The following is a 17942-nucleotide window of genomic DNA, read 5'->3' on the forward strand; positions in this document are numbered from 1 at the left end:
CGTAAAAACGTTCTTTTAGGTGGCTATAGCAGTGAGGTTCCACCTCTTCCCATTCCGAACAGAGAAGTTAAGCTCACTTACGCCGATGGTACTGCGGTTATCCCGTGGGAGAGTAGGTAGCCGCCTCTTCAAGGTCAGACTCACAAGGTCTGACCTTTTTTTGTGCCCGTATGCGAGCGGGGCGCGGCTCTGGGGAGCGAGCAGAAGGAGCGGAAGTACTGCGAAGCAACCGGATGATGGCTGCAGGTTGGCCGATGAGTGGATGAAAGGAGTGGAGGCATGTATTGGCTGGTTTCATTTGGGGCTGTCAGATGCCGAAAGTTGTGGCGGGACGGCCTGGAGCGGATGGTAGAGGGCCCTCGCGGGGCCGGAAGGCTTGCCGGTGCGGGGCGCTGCTCCGCCCGGGTTCCCGTCAAGTCGTGACCGAATCAGTTTCTTTTTCGTATCTTTTCACTATCTTTGTCTTTTGCCCCGTGTGCGTTTCTTTTCGGCATACGGTCGGCCCGGATGAAGGTATGACGACTTTGACTTCGCGAGAAACGAACGATTTCGACCGTTTCGACCGCATCTACAAGGAGTATGCGGCCCGGATGGTCGTTTTTGCCCGCCGTTTTGTCTCCGACGAGTTCGCCGAGGACATCGTCCAGGATGTCTTTGTCCGCATCTGGCAGCAGGAGCGCTTCCTCATGCCCACGTCCGAGCTCCGCTCCTACCTCTACCGCAGCGTGCTGAACGGCTGCCGCAATGCAATTCGCCACGAGATGGTGGCCGACCGCTTTGCCCGGAATTCGCTCGCCGAACTGCGGCTGGGCGAGGTGGAGTATGAGCTGCGCGTGCTCGACGAGCCGCGCGATGAGCGCACCGAGCGGCTGCTCCGCTCCATCGAGGAGCTGCCGGACCGCTGCCGCGAGGTCTTCCGCCTCTCGTGGTACGACGAACTGCGGAGCGACGAAATCGCCGCGCGCCTCGGCATCTCGCGCCGCACGGTCGACGCCCAGCTCTACAAGGCGCTCCGGTTCCTGCGCGAACGGATGCGCGTGCTGCTCCTTTCGGCCCTCGCCCTCTCCCTTTTCTGCACGTTTCGATGAATTTTTTGTTGCCGGCGTAGGTAATTCGGCCGCACGGAGTGTTCTATGGGTAAAAACTGCAACCGATGAAGGAACTCTCCCCCGAGCTGGAATCCGCTCTTGTCGCCTATCTTGAAGGCGATTGCACGCCGCATGAGGCCGACCTGCTGAAGGCATGGCTCGCCGAGGATGCGGCGCATGCCGAGTTCCTCTACGGTATGAAGCACCTCTACGCCGAACGCAGCGCCGCGTCGGAGGCCGCCCGCGTCGATGTCGACGCCCTGCGGCGCAGGCTGCTCGAGCGTCACGAATTTGCCGGTGCGACCGCTTCGGCTCCCTCCATTAAATCGATGAAAACCAATCGTCCGCGCAGAGTGTGGCTCCGCGCCGCAGGCTATGCCGCAGCCGCTGCGGCGATGCTGGTCGTGGGGCTGGTCGTCGGGCGCGGATTCGACGCGCAGCGTTCGGCCGACACCTACAACACCATCCGTGTCGATGCCGGCAGCAAGTCGCAGCTGGTGCTCGCCGACGGTACCCACGTGACGATGAAGGCCTCGTCGAGCCTGCGCTATCCCGCCTCGTTCGGCTCGGGTGCGCGCGAGGTGTGGCTCGACGGCGAGGCCTATTTCGACGTCGAACACGACGCCGAGCACCCCTTCATCGTCCACTCGCGCCGTCAGTCGGTGCGCGTCCTCGGCACCACCTTCAACGTGCAGGCCTACTCCAACGAGGAGGTCAACACCGTGACGCTGCTGAGCGGCTCGGTGGGGCTCGACCTGCTCGACAACGAGGGACGTCTGCTCCGCACGCTCCGCCTGCACCCCAACGAGCAGTGCAGCTACGACACGAACGACGGCACCTACCGCCTCACGCCGCTCGACGCCTACGAGCGCCAGTGCTCGTGGGAGGACGGCGTCTACCGCTTCCGCGACGAGAGCCTCGACCACATTGCCGCCCGCCTGCAGAACTACTACGGCGTGCGCATCATCCTGGAGGACGAGTCGCTGGGCGACATCCGCTATACGGGAACCTTCTCGCTCACGGAGCGCCTCGACGAGGTCTTCTCGATTCTCAACTACGACCACCGTCTGCACATCGTGCGCGAGGGGAATACCTTCCGCATCTCGGCGCGGCGCCGGTAGCCCGGCACCGAAGCCCGAAGACCCGAACAACCAGCCAATTGACCGATAGAACAACCGACCGATAGAACAATAGAACAATAGAACGACCAACCGATAGACGAACCGACCGACTTACCTGCAAACCAACCAATCGACCCCGGCCCGGCCAACCGACCGGCCCCGCACCGAAAACCGCACCGAAAACCGCATGCCGCGCCCGCCGCGCGGCGACTACGAATAACCGAAACCGAGACGTTGAACCTTAAACCTTTTCTGCCTATGCTCCATTGACGGACCATTCTCCCCTTTTCCCTATCCATAAAAAAAGAGACGGAGCCGGACATGCTGCGAACATTCCCCGGCTCCCGAATCACTCACAATTCGTCCACACCCGCAGGCGCCTCTTCGACGGTGTCTCGCGGCGTGCGGGTATAAACTACTCACTTAAGAGCTGTTAAATTTATGAAAAAAAATCTGAATCTTGTCGTCCTGACGCTGCTTTTCCTGCTCGTGGGCGGCAAAATGACGGTTTCGGCGCAGACCGACGCCCTCTCGCGGCGGGTCAGCGTCTCTGTGGACGGCGGTACGCTCGACGACGCCGTCGTACAGATTGAGAAACAGACGTCGCTGATGTTCTTCTACAAGACGCAGGACATCGACCCCGACCACCGCGTGACGCTCCACGCTCGTCAGGAGCCTCTGTCGACCGTGCTCGACCGTCTGGTCGAGGGGACGAAGCTCGGCTGGGAGCTCTCGGGCAACCACATCATGCTCACGCCCCGCAAGGTGGATGACCAGCCCCGCGTGGTGACGGGCCGCGTGACCGACAAGGCCGGCGTTCCGGTCATCGGCGCGACGGTCATCGTCAAGGGTACGACCGTCGGTGCCAGCACCGGGGCCGACGGCTCCTATACGCTCCATGTTCCCGCTCCGGCCTCCGGCGCCGTGCTGCTGGCCAGCTACCTGGGCTACAACGACGCCGAGGCTGCCGTGGGCTCCCGCACGACGATTGACATCACGCTGAGCGAGTCGTCGCTCAACATGGACGCCGTCGTGGTGACGGCCCTCGGCATCAAGCGCTCCGAGAAGGCCCTCTCCTACAACGTGCAGCAGATTTCGTCGGACGACATCATCGGCAACAAGGATGTCAACTTCGTCAATGCGCTCAACGGCAAGGTGGCCGGTGTGAACATCAACGCCTCGTCGTCGGGTGTCGGCGGCGCCTCGAAGGTGGTCATGCGCGGTACGAAGGGCATCGACCAGTCGTCGAACGCCCTTTACGTCATCGACGGCGTGCCGATGTACAACCTCAGCGGTGAGGGCGGCACGGAGTTCGACTCGGCCGGTACGTCGGAGGCCGTGGCCGACATCAACCCCGAGGACATCGAGTCGGTGTCGGTGCTGACGGGTGCCGCCGCAGCGGCCCTCTACGGCAGCTACGCCTCGAACGGCGCCATCGTCATCACCACGAAGAAGGGTATGGCCGGCCGCACGACCGTCACCGTGACGAGCAACACCGAGGTGCTCTCGCCCTTCGTGATGCCCCGCTTCCAGAACCGCTACGGCACGGGCAACCTCTACGCCTCGGAGGGTCAGACGCTCATGAGCTGGGGCAGCCGCCTCCAGCCGCAGGACCGCACGGGCTACTCCCCCGCCTCGGACTACCTCCAGACGGGCGTCGTCGGCACCGAGACCGTCTCGCTCTCGACCGGTACGGACCACAACCAGACCTACCTCTCGGCTTCGGCCGTCAACTCGCGCGGCATCGTCCCCAACAACGGCTACGACCGCTACAACTTCACGGCGCGCAACACCACCTCGCTGCTCAAGGACCGCATGACCATCGATCTGAGCGCCTCCTACATCATGCAGAGCGACTGCAACATGATTAACCAGGGTACCTACGCCAACCCGCTGGTCTCGGCCTACCTCTTCCCGCGCGGCAACGACTGGAACCGTGCGCGGATGTTCGAGCGCTACGACCCCGAACGCCGCATCTACGTCCAGGACTGGGACGAATGGATTGGTGCGGGCAACCTCACGATGCAGAACCCCTACTGGATTAACTACCGCAACCTGCGCGAGAACGACCGCCGCCGCTACATGCTCAGCGCCAACATCTCCTACAAGATTCTCGACTGGCTCTCGGTATCGGGCCGCATCCGCATCGACAACTCGGTGAACAACTACACCGAGAAGTTCTACGCCACCTCGAACTCGACGCTCATCGAGGGTTCGAGCAACGGTCTGTACGGCATCACCAAGACCGAGGACCAGCAGACCTACGGCGACGTGCTGCTCAACATCAACAAGACCTTCGGCGAGGACTGGTCGCTGCAGGCCAACGTCGGTGCCATCATCTCGGACATCCGTCAGGACTCCTTCAAGAACCGCGGCCCCATCATGGAGTCGGGCATCGCCAACCTCTTCAACGTCTTCCAGCTCGACGACACGCGCGTGCGCCGCGAGCAGGCCGGCTGGCGCGAGCAGTACCAGTCGCTCTTCGCCTCGGCCGAAATCGGCTACAAGGGGACCTATTACCTCACGCTGACGGGCCGCAACGACTGGCCCTCGCAGCTGGCGGGACCCCAGTCGGTCAAGTCGTCGTTCTTCTACCCCTCGATTGGCGCCTCGGTGGTCCTCTCGCAGCTGATTCCCAACATGCCCGAGGAGCTCTCCTACGTCAAGCTGCGCGGTTCATGGGCCTCGGTGGGTATGCCCTTCGCACGCTTCCTGGCCAACCCCATCTACGTGTGGGACGCCGACAACAAGGTCTGGAAGACCGAGACCAACTACCCGTTCTACGACCTGAAGCCCGAGCGTACCGACTCGTGGGAGGTGGGTCTGACGATGCGCTTCCTCAAGCACTTCAACCTCGACGTCTCGTACTACAACACGAAGACCTACAACCAGACCTTCGACCCGCAGATTTCCGTTTCGTCGGGCTACTCGACCCTCTACGTGCAGACGGGTTCGGTGCGTAACCGCGGTGTCGAGCTGGCGCTGGGCTACAGCAACAAGTGGGGCAAGTTCTCGTGGAGCTCGAACTTCACCTTCAGCGCCAACCAGAACCGCATCCTCGAACTGGTCGACAACTACCGCCACCCCGAAACGGGCCAGCTCATCACCAAGGACCGGCTCGACGTGGGCGGTCTGAACCAGGCCCACTTCATCCTCAAGAAAGGGGGCTCGCTGGGTGACCTCTACTCGATTATCGACCTCAAGCGCGACGCCAACGGCCACATCTACGTCGACGAGAACAACCAAATCTACACCGTCTCGGACAACCTCGACGACATCAAGCTGGGCTCGGTCTTCCCGAAGGCCAACATGGCATGGCGCAACGACTTCAGCGTCGGCAACTTCCGCTTCGGCTTCATGGTTTCGGCGCGCATCGGCGGCATCGTCTACTCGGCCACGCAGGCCCAGCTCGACTACTACGGCGTGTCGGAGGCCTCGGCTGCGGCGCGAGACGCGGGCGGCGTGCGCATCAACGGCGGCTCGATGCTCCCGGCCTACAACTGGTACGAGGTGGTGGGCGGCAAGAACATCCCGCAGTACTACACCTACTCGGCGACGAACGTCCGCCTGCAGGAGGCCTCCATCGGCTACACCATCCCGCGCAAGAAGCTGGGCGACGTCTGCGAAATCACCCTCTCGCTCGTGGGCCGCAACCTGTGGATGCTCTACTGCAAGGCTCCGTTCGACCCCGAATCGGTGGCCACGACGGGCAACTACTACCAGGGCATCGACTACTTCATGATGCCTTCGACGCGCAACATCGGTTTCAACCTCCGGCTTAAATTCTAAAACGTCATGAACATGAACAAGATATCCATCCGCAAGGTCCTCTGCCTGCTGGCCCTCGCTCCGGCGGCGCTGCTCGGCGCCTGCACGGGCAGCTTCGAAGATATCAACACCGACCCCTATGCCGCGGGCAAGGACGACATGAACAACGACAACTACATCGTCTCGTCGATTCTGACCGGCATGCAGGGTTGGGTCATTCCGCTCGATGTCAACACGCACCAGTTCACCGACATCGTGCTGGGCGGCGCCCTGGGCGGCTACACGGCCGACTCGAACCCGGGTCTGTCGACGCGTATCGCCATCTTCAACCCGACCAACGACTGGACGCGCGTGATGCTCATCCGCGTGATTCCCGAAATCTATACGGCCTACAACAAGCTGAAGGTCAACTCGGACGACGAGGTGGCCCTGGCGCTGGCCAGCGTCATCCGCGTCTCGGCCGTGCACCGCGTGACGGACACCTACGGCCCGATTCCCTACTCGCAGATTGGCGCCGATAACGCCCTCACCTCGCCCTACGACTCGCAGGAGCAGGTCTACGACCGCCTCTTTGCCGAGCTCGACGCGGCGCTCGAGGTGCTGCGCGCCCACTCGGCCGAGAGCATCAAGGCCACCTCGGACAAGGTCTATGCGGGCAACCTCGTCAAGTGGGTCCGCTACGCCAACTCGCTCAAGCTGCGCATGGCCATGCGCCTGAGCTACGTGGCTCCGGAGAAGGCCGAAGCGAAGGTGCGCGAGGCGCTGAGCGAGGAGGCCGGCGGGGTCATCACCTCCAATGCCGACAACGCCCAGATTCCGACCCAGAACAACCCCTTCCGCGTGGTCATGTACGACTACAACGGCGGTGACTCGCGCATCTCGGCCGACATCACCTCCTACATGAACGGCTACAAGGACCCACGCCGGGCGAAGTACTTCACCGTGTCGACCTTCACGGGCGGCATCCAGAACGGCTACATCGGCCTGCGCTCGGGCATCAGCATCCCCACGCAGTCGCTTCTCTACTCGAACATGGTGGTCGACTACACCACGCCGCTCATGTGGATGAACGCCGCCGAGGTGGCCTTCCTCAAGGCCGAGGCTGCGCTGCGCGGCTGGTACGGCTCGACGGCCGACGCGCGGACGCTCTACGAGGAGGGCGTGCGCCTCTCGTTCGAGCAGTGGGGTCTGTCGGGTGACTGCGAGGCCTACCTTGCCGACGCTACGTCGCTGCCCGCCTCCTACGTCGACCCGCTGGGCAAGGAGAGCAACACGGGCGAGACGGGTGCCATCACCGTCAAGTGGGACGAGCGCGGCGACTTCGAGACCAACCTCGAGCAGATTATCACCCAGAAGTGGCTGGCCATCTTCCCCTCGGGCTTCGAGGCGTGGTGCGAGTTCCGCCGTACGGGCTATCCGCGCCTGATGCCGGCGACGAACAACCGCAGCGGCGGCGTGATTCCCCAGGGGGGCTATGCCAACCGCATGCCCTATCCCGTCGAGGAGTACCAGGAGAACAATGCGCACATCAACGAAGCACTCACGCTGCTCGACGGTCCCGACAACATGGCGACCCGCCTGTGGTGGGACTGCAAGGTCAAATAACCCCTCATCCATAGTCAAGTCATGAAACGAACTATCAAACACATAATCTGCGGTGCCGCGCTGCTGGCGGGTGCGCTCTCGGGCGTCTCGTGCAGCGAGTGGACCGAGAATGAGAAAATCGCGGTCAAGGACCCGGTTTTCGGGGAGTCGAACCCCGAACTCTACGCCCGTTACGTGGCCGAGCTGCGCGCCTGGAAGCAGAGCGAGCATCAGCGGACCATCGTCTGGTTCGACAACAGCAACAAGCAGCCGGCCAGCCGCGGGGGCTTCTTCTCGGACGTGCCCGACAGCGTCGACATCGTGGCGCTCAAGGCCTCCGGCCGACTGACGGCGAGCGAACTGGAGCAGGTCGCCTCGCTGCACGAGAAGGGGACCCGCGTCATTGGGGCCTTCGACTGCACGGCGCTGCTCGCCTCCGGTGAGGAGGGCGACGGAGCCGGCGAGAGCGCGGAGGGAACCTCCGACGCCACAACGCGCCTGCGCACGGCCCTCGAGACGCGCATGGCCGAGGTGGAGGCCGATGCACTGGACGGCTTCACGCTCTGCTACGAGCCGACCGACATCACCTTCGCCACCGACGAGGAGCGCACGGCGCAGCTGGCGCTCGACGCCGTGGTGGCCGAGGCGCTCAAGGGGTGGCGCCAGCGTCATCCCGAGGCTCTGCTCCTCTTCGAGGGCACGCCCCAGTACTTCTCCGACGTGGAGGCTGCGGCGCTCTGCGACTATCTGGTGGTCCGCTGCCTCGACGCCGAGTCGGTCTACGACTTCGGCATGCGCGCCCGCCGCATGTGCGGTGTTGAGGGGCTCCCCACCGACCGCTTCGTATGGCTCGTCTCGGCCGTACCCCCCGCCTCGACCGACACGACGGGCTATCTGCTCGACGAGTCGGGTGCCTCGGTGCGCGCGCTGGGCGCTCTGGCCGAGTGGATGCTCCGTCCCGAGGAGTTCGGCAAGGCCGCCGTGGGCATCATGGACGTGCAGTACGACTACTACAACTCGACGATGATTTATCGCTACACGAAGGAGGCCATCGAGACGCTCAACCCCTCCCCTAAAAACTAAAAGGCCATGAAAAGATTCCATACAGCTCTTCTGGCAGCCTGCGCGGTGCTTCTCTCGCTGACGGGCTGCAACAAGAAACCGGCCCCCTTCGGGGATTTCGACAACAAGGTCTACATCGACCAGAATACGAGCGTGACCACGCTGCTGGTCAAGCCGTCGGCCACGACCGACGAGCGTTCGTTCCACGCGGCGACCCCCAAACCGGTCGAGCGTGAGGTGAAACTTCTCTTCGAAGCCAACGAGTCGCTCGTGGCGGAGTATAACCGCTTCTACGGCGAGCAGGCAGAGATGCTTCCCGCAACCTACTTCGAGGTGACGGGCGGCGAGACCTCGATAGCCGCCGGCTCGACGCGTTCGGCCGACGTGACGGTGCGCTTCCACGACCTGGGGCAGCTCGACACGCGTTCGCTCCACGTGCTGCCCGTCACGCTGCGTTCGGCCGAGGGCATCGCCGTGCTGGAGAGCGCCCGCACGCTCTACTACGTGCTGCGCGGCGCCGCCATCATCAACGTGGTGGCCGACCTCGAGGACAGCAACTACATCGCCTTCGACAAGGTGCTCGACGGACAGAGCGCATCGTCGAAGGTGCTCAACGGACTGAACACCCTGACGATGGAGGCGCTCGTCCGCTGCCACGACTACGTGCTCGAACCGGGCATCAAGACCGTGATGGGCATCGAGGGCCACTGCCTGATTCGTATCAGCGACAACGGCCTGGCCCCCAACCAGCTGCAGGTGGTCCTGCCGACCTCCTACGGCGGAGGCACCAACTTCACGGAGGCCTCGACCTGCCTCATCCCGGCCAACGAGTGGACCCACATCGCCGTGACGTGCGACGTGGCCGCCGGCCGCGTGGTGGTCTACATCAACGGCGAGGTGTCGCTCGACAAGAGCGGCAACTCCTTCTCGGCCATCAACCTGGGCCAGCCCAAGAACGATGCGCAGGGCAAGGCGCACTACTTCAACATCGGCTACTCCTACGCCTCGGGCCGCGAGCTCCACGGAGAAATCTGCGAGTGCCGCATCTGGAACGTGGTGCGCACGCAGGAGGAGATTGCCTCGCACGTCTACGAGGTCGACCCCGCCAGCGAGGGGCTGGTGGCCTACTGGAAATTCGACGAGGGTACGGGCGACACCATCCGCGACCAGACGGGCAACGGCAACAACGGTACGGCCGACAGCCCGCTGAAGTGGACCGAGGTATCGCTGCCCGAAACCGCCCCCGATGCCAACTAATCTACTGACTTACAAAAACTGGAATTCGTTATGAACCACATGAAGAATATGCGATGGGGAGTTCTGGCTGCCATCTGCGCCACGGCGCTGGTGTCGTGCGCCGAGGATGACATCATCCCCAACGGAATCGACGAGGGGCGCATCGACCCCGTCGGCGAGTGTCTGTGCACGGTCTACAACCCGCAGGGTGCCGCCGGCGCCACGCTGCAGCTCTACACCGAGCCGGTGTCGGGCGAGGTGCAGGTGGTGCTGAGCTCGGCCGCGGGCCGTGCCGTCGACCTCAAGTTCACCTACGACCCCACGGTGCTCGAGGCCTACAACGAGGCCCATGCCACCTCCTTCGAGGCGGTTCCGGCCCAGGCCGTCGAGCTCGAGGCCGACGGAGCGCTGCTCGTAGGCCCCAAGAGCACCCGTTCGGAGCTGCTGCGCGTGAGCGTGCGGCCCGACGAGGCGATGAGCGAGGGGAAGAGCTACGCCCTGCCGCTGCGTCTGAGCAGCCCGACCGAGGGGGTGACCGTCTCCTCGACGGAGGGCTCCTACATCTTCTGGGTGCAGGTGCGCGGCGAGCACCCCTCGACGCAGAAGAGCACGGGCTTCATCACCGTATGCTACGTCGAGGTCAACGAGAACAACCCGCTCAACGCCCTGGAGTGGAGCTGCAAGGCGAGCGGCAAACCGCTCTTCGACATCGTCAACATCTTTGCGGCCAACATCAACTGGCTCGAGGAGGAGAAGCGCGTGGGCGTGGTGCTCAACCCCAACGTGCGCCACATCCTCGACAACCGTGATATCTACATCAAGCCGCTGCAGGATGCCGGCATGCGCGTGAGCCTGACGATTCTGGGCAACGGCGACGGCTCGGGCGTGGCCAACCTCTCGGATGCCGCGGCGCACCAGTTCGCCCAGGAGCTGAAGTCGATTGTCGAGACCTACGGGCTCGACGGCGTCGACTTCGACGACGAGTACTCGCAGTACGAGGCGCACCTCTCGCAGCTCTGGCCCGGGTGCGTGACCTACGGGCCCGGCCCCTATGCGCGCCTGCTCTACGAGGTGAAGATGGCGATGCCCGACAAGCTGGTGCAGCTCTATCAGATTGGCCAGGCCAACTACGGCTTCAAGTCGGCCGTCGAGGGGGTTCGCCCGGGCGACTTCATCGACTACGCCTACTGCGACTACGACGTGCTGATGCCGCCGCCGCATCTGGGCCTCTCGCGCAGCCAGTGGGGCGAGGCGTCGCTCGACATGACCTACGGCTCGGAGTCGAACCCCGCCAACCTGCGGACCAACCGCAGCAGCGGCAACGGCGTGCAGATGGTCTACAACCTCAAGCCGGGCAACAGCCAGTTCACGCCGCTGAACGACGTGGCCAAGTACATCTACGACGACGAGGCCGTATGGTCGGGCGTGCGTCACGAGAAGGACTGGAAGTAGCCGTTAAGGCACGCTCCGCCGCGGAGGCGGAGCCGTGCCGCGCGGAAAAGCAGATTAACACGAAAAGAATCGCAACATGATGAAAAAGATATTTTGGATGTTCGCCGCCGCTCTGGCCTGGACCGGATGCAGCGACGACAACGGAGCCGAGGCTCCGGTTCCCTCCGATACGCTGACGCTGTCGGTCGAGACGCTTGCCTTCGACGCATCGGGCGCGGCGCTCGAGGGGACGAACGAAGTGACCGTAACGAGCAGCGGCGAGTGGCGTCTGGGCGGCCGCCAGCTGTGGTGCCGTCCCTCGAGCGAGGAGGGTGTGAGCGGCCAGGCGGTGAGCTTTACCGTCGAGCCCAACATCGAGCCCGAGGCGCGCGAGGTGCTCTTCACCTTCATCTGCGGCGGCGAGGAGCGCCGTCTGACGGTCACGCAGCAGGCCGCCTCGGAGTTCACGCTCAACGGCGACCGCTACACCTTCACCCCCGAGGGCGGCGAGTTCCGCCTGCGGCTCGAGTCGTCGAGCGAGACCTCGGTGCGCTTCGTGGAGGAGGTCGACTGGATTCACCAGGTCGAGACGCGCGGGTCGCTCTCGTTCTTCTACTTCGAGGTCGACGCCAATGCGACGGGCCGCAACCGCGACGCGCAGCTGGTGGTCTCCAACAAGGAAGGTGACGAGCGCACGGTGACCGTGCACCAGGAGCGCAACCTGCTGCTCGAGGTGACCGAGTCGTCGTTCGAGGTGCCGGTCGAGGGTGCCGAGCTGCGTCTGCACGTGCGGAGCAACCTGCCCTTCCGCGTCGAGCCTTCGGGCGAGTGGATTGTGCTCCAGTCGGAGCCCCTCCAGTCGGAGGAGCTGCAGGAGCAGGAGCTCGTATTCACGGTACAGCCTGCCGAGGAGCCCTTCCGTTCGGGCTTCATCTACCTGCGCACCGACGAGGCGTCGCTTGGGGCCGAGATTGCCGTCGTGCAGGGCGAGCGTCCCCAGGGCATCGAATTCCCCGACGACGCCTTCCGCCAGCTGCTCATCGATGCGGGCTACATCACGGTGCTCGACGGTACGGAGTGCCTGCTTACGGAGACGGGCGAGGCTGCAACCCAGCTGCCGGACCTCTACCGCAAGAACATCTCCTCGCTCAAGGGCATCGAGGCCTTCAAGAACCTGAAGACGCTGGCCCCCAGCGGCATCGGCATGAATCCCATCAAGGAGCTCGACCTGAGCGGCAACCCCAACCTGACCGACATCAACAGGTACAGTTCGTCCAGCGGCTGGCGCTCCTACATCACGCCGGCGCCGCTCGAGGTCATCAACATCGGTGACGCGCCGATTACCGACGGACGGCTCGTATTCGAGGGCCTCTACTGCATGCCCGTTTACGCCGCATCGCTCACCGTTTCGGGCGCTTCGGTCAAGATTATCGAGTTCTCGTCGAAGTACTCCTCCTACGACAAGGCCGAGTGGCTCGACGTCACGGGATGCCCCAACATCCAGAGCATCACGCTCAACAGCTACTACATCAAGACGCTCTACGTGACGGCCGAGCAGAAGAGCGCCATCGACGGAGGCCGTATCACCATTACGGACCAGAACTACTACCAGAACCTCAAGGTCGAGGTTCGGTAGCGCCGCCCGCGCGTGAAGGCGCCCGCCCCGGGCTTCGGCCTGGCGGAGGTCGCCTCCCGCAGCGGAGCACCCTTCGGCCGGGCAGCCGCCCGGCCGGGAGACAGAGCGGAGCAGCGATTCTGCGGAATCGCCGCTCCGCTCTTTTTGTGCCCGGTCTTTGTCGGAATCTGCCGGTTCCGAGCATCGGTTCCGCCGTTTTTTCGTATCTTTGGAGTGCGAAGCGGCAGCGTGCCGCCCCGACCGAACATCGAATACCCGACCAACCTTCATATTCCATGCCTTCGGAACTTCACATCCCTCTGCGGCCCTCACTGCGGCCGCTTCTGTACATGCTTCTGCTCACCCTTCTGCTCGCGGCTGCGGGCTGCTCCTCGCCCGGCGCGGTTGTCACCTTCCGCGAGGCCGACGACCCCACGGCCGACACGCTGGCCGACTGGACGGCCGTCACCCCGGGGCTCAACGTCTCGTGGTGCTCCGTCGACGAACGCTACCCCCGCTCGGTTGCGCCGCAGCTTGACTCCTCCCGCTGCCGCCTTACGGCGTGGCGCGGCGAGCGCTGCTCGGCCCAGCTGCTGCTCTGGTCGCCCGACAGCGTGGGCGCCGTGCGCTGCACCATCGGCCGCTTCCGCGGCCGGGGCACATCGCTCCCGGCCAACGTCGCGCGGCTGCGCTTCGTGCGCTACGTGCTGACCGACGAGTTCGGCCCCGGATGCGGCTACCGCAACGACGGCGACTTTGCCGCGTCGCTCTCGCCCGACCTGCTCGACACGCTCGACCGCTTCGACCTGGAGAGCTGCACGACACGCCCCGTCTGGGTGACGCTCGACATCCCGGCCGGCGCCGTTCCGGGACTCTACCGCACGACGCTCACCGTCGAGGGGCAGGGGGTTGCCCGCCGGCGCCTGGAGCTCGACCTTCAGGTGCTCGACCGGCAGCTGCCGCCGTCCGAGGCGTGGCGCTTCCACCTCGACCTGTGGCAGCATCCCGCCGCCGTGGCCCGCGTCGAGGGGGTGGAGCTCTGGAGCGACGCCCACTTCAAGGCGCTGCGTCCGCTGGTGCGGATGCTGGCCGACGCGGGGCAGAAGGTGGTGACGGCGACGCTCAACCGCGACCCCTGGAACCACCAGTGCTACGACGCCTACGACCCGATGATTCTCTGGAGCCGCCGCGCCGACGGAACGTGGCACTACGACTATACGCGCTTCGACCGCTGGGTCACCCTCTGCCGCGAGGAGGGCATCGTCGGGGCCATCAACTGCTACTCGCTGCTGCCGTGGAACAACCTGCTCGAGTACCGCGACGAGGCGAAGGGAGCGTTGTGCGAGGTCGAGGCCGACCCGGCGACGCCCCGCTTCGAGGAGTACTGGACCCCCTTCCTCCACGACTTTACGGCCCATCTCGACGAGCGGGGATGGCTGGGACTCTGCAACGTGGCCATGGACGAACGCGACCCCGAGACCATGGAGCGGGCCGTGGCGCTGCTGCGCCGCGAAGCCCCCGAGCTGGGCATCGCCCTGGCCGACAACCACGCCAGCTACCGCCGCTATGAGGATTTGGAGGATGTCTGCGTGCAGATTGACTGCCGCGTGGAAGCGTCGGAGCTCGCCCGCCGCCGGAGCGAGGGGCTGGTGACCACCTTCTACGTCTGCTGCTCGTCGGCCTTCCCCAACACCTTCACCTTCTCCCGGCCGTGGGAGGCGCTCTACATGGGGTGGTTCGCCGCGGCGGCGGGCTACGACGGCATGCTGCGCTGGGCCTACAACTCGTGGCCGGCCGACCCGCAGCGCGATTCGCGCTTCACGGCCTGGCCTGCGGGCGACACCTTCATCGTCTACCCCGGGGCGCGCTCCTCGGTGCGTTTCGAGCAGCTGCGCGAGGGGATTGAGGACTACGAGAAAATCGACCTGCTGCGCCGCGAGCTGATGGCCGACCCCTCGGCCGAGGCCGCCGCATGCCTCGACGAGCTCAACCGCACGGTGGCGCAGTTCGCCGAGCCCGACCCCGCGCGCCCGTGGCCCGAGCTGCTCGCCCGGGCCCGAGCTCTGCTCGACAGCCTCGCCGCGCGGTAGCGGAGCCGGGGCCCTCTTCCCTTATGCGGACGCATGCCTCCCGAAAAGGCATGCGTCCGCTTTTTTGCGCCCGTCGGGGGATAAAAAACACCCTTTTCCAATAAATATAGGTGCCCCGATGTCCCCGTGCGGCGTGTAAACGGATTGTCACACGTTTCACATGCCGCTGCAACAAACTCTTCGGACTTTTGCATCCGGAAAAGAACTACTATGAGGATGCAGAAGAAAACCGCTATCGTACTTACCTTTGTCGCCCTGTTTTTCGCGGCCGTCCTCCAGGCTGCGCCGCTCCGGGGCCGCGTCATCGACCGCACGACCCGCGAACCGCTCATCGGAGCCACCATCCTGCTGAGCGGCACCACGCGCGGCACCACCTCCGACGCTTCGGGCGAATTCCAGCTCGAACTGCCCCGCGGCGAACACAGCCTCGAGATTTCCTACGTCTCCTACCTCCCCCAGCAGCTCGCCGTGCGCATTCCGGCGGGCGACGGGGTGCTGCTCGTCGAGCTCGAGCCCGATGCGCAGACCCTCACGGCCGTGACGGTGACCGCCCGCAAGAACCTCGAGTCGGAGCGCAGCCTCCAGACCGAGCGCATCGCCTCGAACGTCGCCATCGAGAACATGGGCGCCCGCGAGATGGAGCTCAAGGGTCTGGCCAACGTCAAGGAGGGCGTCAAGAAGATTTCGGGCATCTCCATCGCCTCGGCCGGACAGCTCATCGTCCGCGGCCTGGGCGACCGCTACAGCATCACCACGCTCAACGGCCAGCCCATCGCCTCGCCCAACCCCGACAACAAGCTCATTCCGCTCGACATATTCCCCGCCTCGGCCGTCCGCAACATCACCGTGAGCAAGGTCTACGAGGTGACCTCCTACGCCGACTACTCGGGTGCCCACATCGACATCGGGACGAAGGACCAGAACGGCGAGAACTTCTTCACGGCGGGCTTCTCGGTCGGCGGACGCTTCAACACGCTGGGACGCTCCTTCTACCGCATGGACCACCGCTCGCTCTTCACGCGCCCCGGGGTCGACGCGCGGGCGATGAGCTGCAGCCTTTCGGAGTACCGCGACTACGTCCGCACGAAGAACATCTTCGACACCGACTTCTCGGTTTCGCGCTCCACCTCGCTCCCCTCCTTCGGCGGCAACATCGCCTGGGGCCACAACTTCAAGGTGGGACGCCAGACGCTGAGCATCCTCGCCTCGGGCGGCATCGACAACGGCGCGCAGCGCATGGACGACGCCCAGACGCGTATCCTCGAGGGTACGGGCACCGTGACCGACGAGTATACCTACGACAGCTTCGCCTCGGAGCTCAAGATGGCGGCGCTGGCCAACGTGGGGATGACCCTGCGCGAGAGCGACCGCGTGGGCTACACCTTCTTCTATGCCCGCAACGCCGTCGACACCTACATGAGCCGCGAGGGTTTCGACGCCGAGGGGCACAACCTCGTGGGCAGCAACGACGTGCTCCACATCTACAAGCTGATGACCCATCAGCTCAACGGCCAGCACGACTTCGGCGAGCGGTGGCAGCTGCGCTGGAGCGGCTCCTACTCCTCGACCTCCTCGGACGAGCCCGACCGGCGCCAGGTGATGTTCCGCCGCCGCGACGACGGCTCGCTCACCCTCTTCAAGCTCAACCAGCAGGAGACGATGCGCTACTTCGGCGAGCTCGGCGAGCATGAGTGGAACGGCCACGTGGCGGCAGACTACCGCTTCGGCGCCCACAAGCTGACGGCCGGCGTCGCCTACAAGGACAAGTCGCGCGACTACCGCGGCACGCGCTTCTACTACGACCTCTCGGCGCTCGACCCCGAAATCGACGACATCTACGATACGAACGGCTACCTCTCGTTCGAGAATGTCCAGAACGGCTCGCTCACCATCAACCGCCAGCAGCAGCCCAAGGACAGCTACGAGGCGGGCAACCGGATTCTGGCCGGCTACCTCTCGCTGGACCTTCAGGCCACCGAGGCGCTGCTCATCAACGCCGGCGTGCGCTACGAGGTATCGAAACAGTGGGTCCGCTACTACGACGACCAGAGTCTGGCCAAGCGGCGCGACCTGGACAAGAACGACCTCTTCCCGGCGCTCAACCTCAAATATTCGCTCGGCGAGCGGCAGCAGCTGCGCCTCTCGCTCTCGCGGACCGTCACCCGCCCCTCGTTCATCGAGATGGCCCCGTTCCTCTACCAGGAGTCCTACGGCTCGATGCAGCTGCGCGGTAACGAGGCGCTGCAGAACGGCTACAACTACAACGTCGACCTGCGCTACGAGCTCTTCAACCGCGGGGGCGACATGCTCTCGGTGACGGGCTACTACAAGTTTCTCGACCAGCCCATCGAGCGGGTGCAGATGCTCTCGGGCGGCGCCGCGGTCCACACCTTCCGCAACGCCGACAACGGCATGGCGGCCGGCATCGAGGTCGAAATCCGCAAGGCGCTTCTGCCCGACCTGCGCATCGGCGTCAACGGCTCCTACATGTACACCAACGTCAAGCTGCCCGAAGGGGGCGCCTATACCAACAAGGAGCGCGCGCTGCAGGGCGCCTCGCCCTACCTCTTCAACGCCGACCTGACCTATGCCCCCGCGCTGAGCGGCGAGCGGCGCCTCTCGCTGGCCCTACTCTACAACCTGCTGGGGCCCCGCATCCATGCGGTCGGCATCTCGGGCCTTGGCGACGTTAAGCAGCGGACGATGCACACGCTCGACTTCGCCGCCTCGTACCGCTTCAACCGCCTCTTCGAGGTGAAGCTCCAGCTGGAGAACCTGCTCGACCAGTCCTACGTCTTCGACCAGGAGGTTCCCCAGGCCGGCACGACGGTCGAGGTGGAGCGCTACCGGCCGGGTCCGGGCTTCAAGGTGGGGCTCAGCATCCGCTTCTGAGCCTTCACGCCACACCACACGCAACAAACCACAGGGTATTATAAAATCACTAAAA

At 64.5% G+C, this 17942-nt stretch carries 10 protein-coding genes and 1 rRNA gene; all 11 read left to right on the top strand.

Features of this window, described 5'->3' with window-relative positions; genetic code table 11:
• Nucleotides 1–15: 15 nt before the first annotated feature.
• The 11 genes from rrf to B5F90_RS09060 all read left to right on the top strand — a co-directional run bounded on the left by rrf (nucleotide 16) and on the right by B5F90_RS09060 (nucleotide 17887).
• Nucleotides 16–129, top strand: a 5S ribosomal RNA gene (rrf, locus tag B5F90_RS09010).
• Between the two features lie 395 nt (nucleotides 130–524).
• Nucleotides 525–1088, top strand: coding sequence for an RNA polymerase sigma-70 factor (locus tag B5F90_RS09015; protein WP_162607769.1), 564 nt, complete (start codon nucleotides 525–527; stop codon nucleotides 1086–1088).
• Between the two features lie 65 nt (nucleotides 1089–1153).
• On the top strand, nucleotides 1154–2209 hold the full coding sequence (locus B5F90_RS09020) for a FecR domain-containing protein (RefSeq protein WP_087362477.1): 1056 nt from the start codon (nucleotides 1154–1156) through the stop codon (nucleotides 2207–2209).
• A 501-nt stretch (nucleotides 2210–2710) separates the two neighbouring features.
• Nucleotides 2711–5998, top strand: a complete 3288-nt coding sequence (locus B5F90_RS09025) for a SusC/RagA family TonB-linked outer membrane protein (RefSeq protein WP_239307786.1) — start codon at nucleotides 2711–2713, stop codon at nucleotides 5996–5998.
• A 12-nt stretch (nucleotides 5999–6010) separates the two neighbouring features.
• Complete coding sequence (locus B5F90_RS09030) at nucleotides 6011–7582, top strand: RagB/SusD family nutrient uptake outer membrane protein (RefSeq protein ID WP_087362526.1); 1572 nt, start codon at nucleotides 6011–6013, stop codon at nucleotides 7580–7582.
• A 21-nt stretch (nucleotides 7583–7603) separates the two neighbouring features.
• Nucleotides 7604–8644 carry a glycoside hydrolase family 18 gene (locus B5F90_RS09035; RefSeq protein WP_087362479.1) on the top strand — a complete coding sequence of 347 codons (1041 nt, stop codon included), beginning with the start codon at nucleotides 7604–7606 and terminating at the stop codon, nucleotides 8642–8644.
• Nucleotides 8645–8650: 6 nt separating this feature from the next.
• The gene (locus B5F90_RS09040; RefSeq protein WP_087362480.1) at nucleotides 8651–9880 is read left to right on the top strand and encodes a DUF1735 and LamG domain-containing protein; all 1230 of its coding nucleotides are present in this window, start codon (nucleotides 8651–8653) and stop codon (nucleotides 9878–9880) included.
• 30 nt (nucleotides 9881–9910) lie between these two features.
• Nucleotides 9911–11311 (top strand): DUF1735 domain-containing protein, encoded by a 1401-nt coding sequence (locus tag B5F90_RS09045; RefSeq protein ID WP_087362481.1) that lies wholly within the window; start codon nucleotides 9911–9913, stop codon nucleotides 11309–11311.
• A gap of 79 nt (nucleotides 11312–11390) precedes the next feature.
• Nucleotides 11391–12926: a BACON domain-containing protein gene (locus B5F90_RS09050; RefSeq protein ID WP_162607770.1), complete on the top strand. Its 1536-nt coding sequence runs from the start codon at nucleotides 11391–11393 to the stop codon at nucleotides 12924–12926.
• Nucleotides 12927–13201: 275 nt separating this feature from the next.
• Nucleotides 13202–14995, top strand: a complete 1794-nt coding sequence (locus B5F90_RS09055; protein WP_239307781.1) for a glycoside hydrolase domain-containing protein — start codon at nucleotides 13202–13204, stop codon at nucleotides 14993–14995.
• A 216-nt stretch (nucleotides 14996–15211) separates the two neighbouring features.
• On the top strand, nucleotides 15212–17887 hold the full coding sequence (locus tag B5F90_RS09060; protein ID WP_087362484.1) for a TonB-dependent receptor: 2676 nt from the start codon (nucleotides 15212–15214) through the stop codon (nucleotides 17885–17887).
• Nucleotides 17888–17942 lie beyond the last annotated feature (55 nt).

It is taken from the genome of Alistipes sp. An31A, from assembly GCF_002159425.1.
In the GTDB taxonomy this organism is placed as follows: domain Bacteria; phylum Bacteroidota; class Bacteroidia; order Bacteroidales; family Rikenellaceae; genus Alistipes; species Alistipes excrementigallinarum.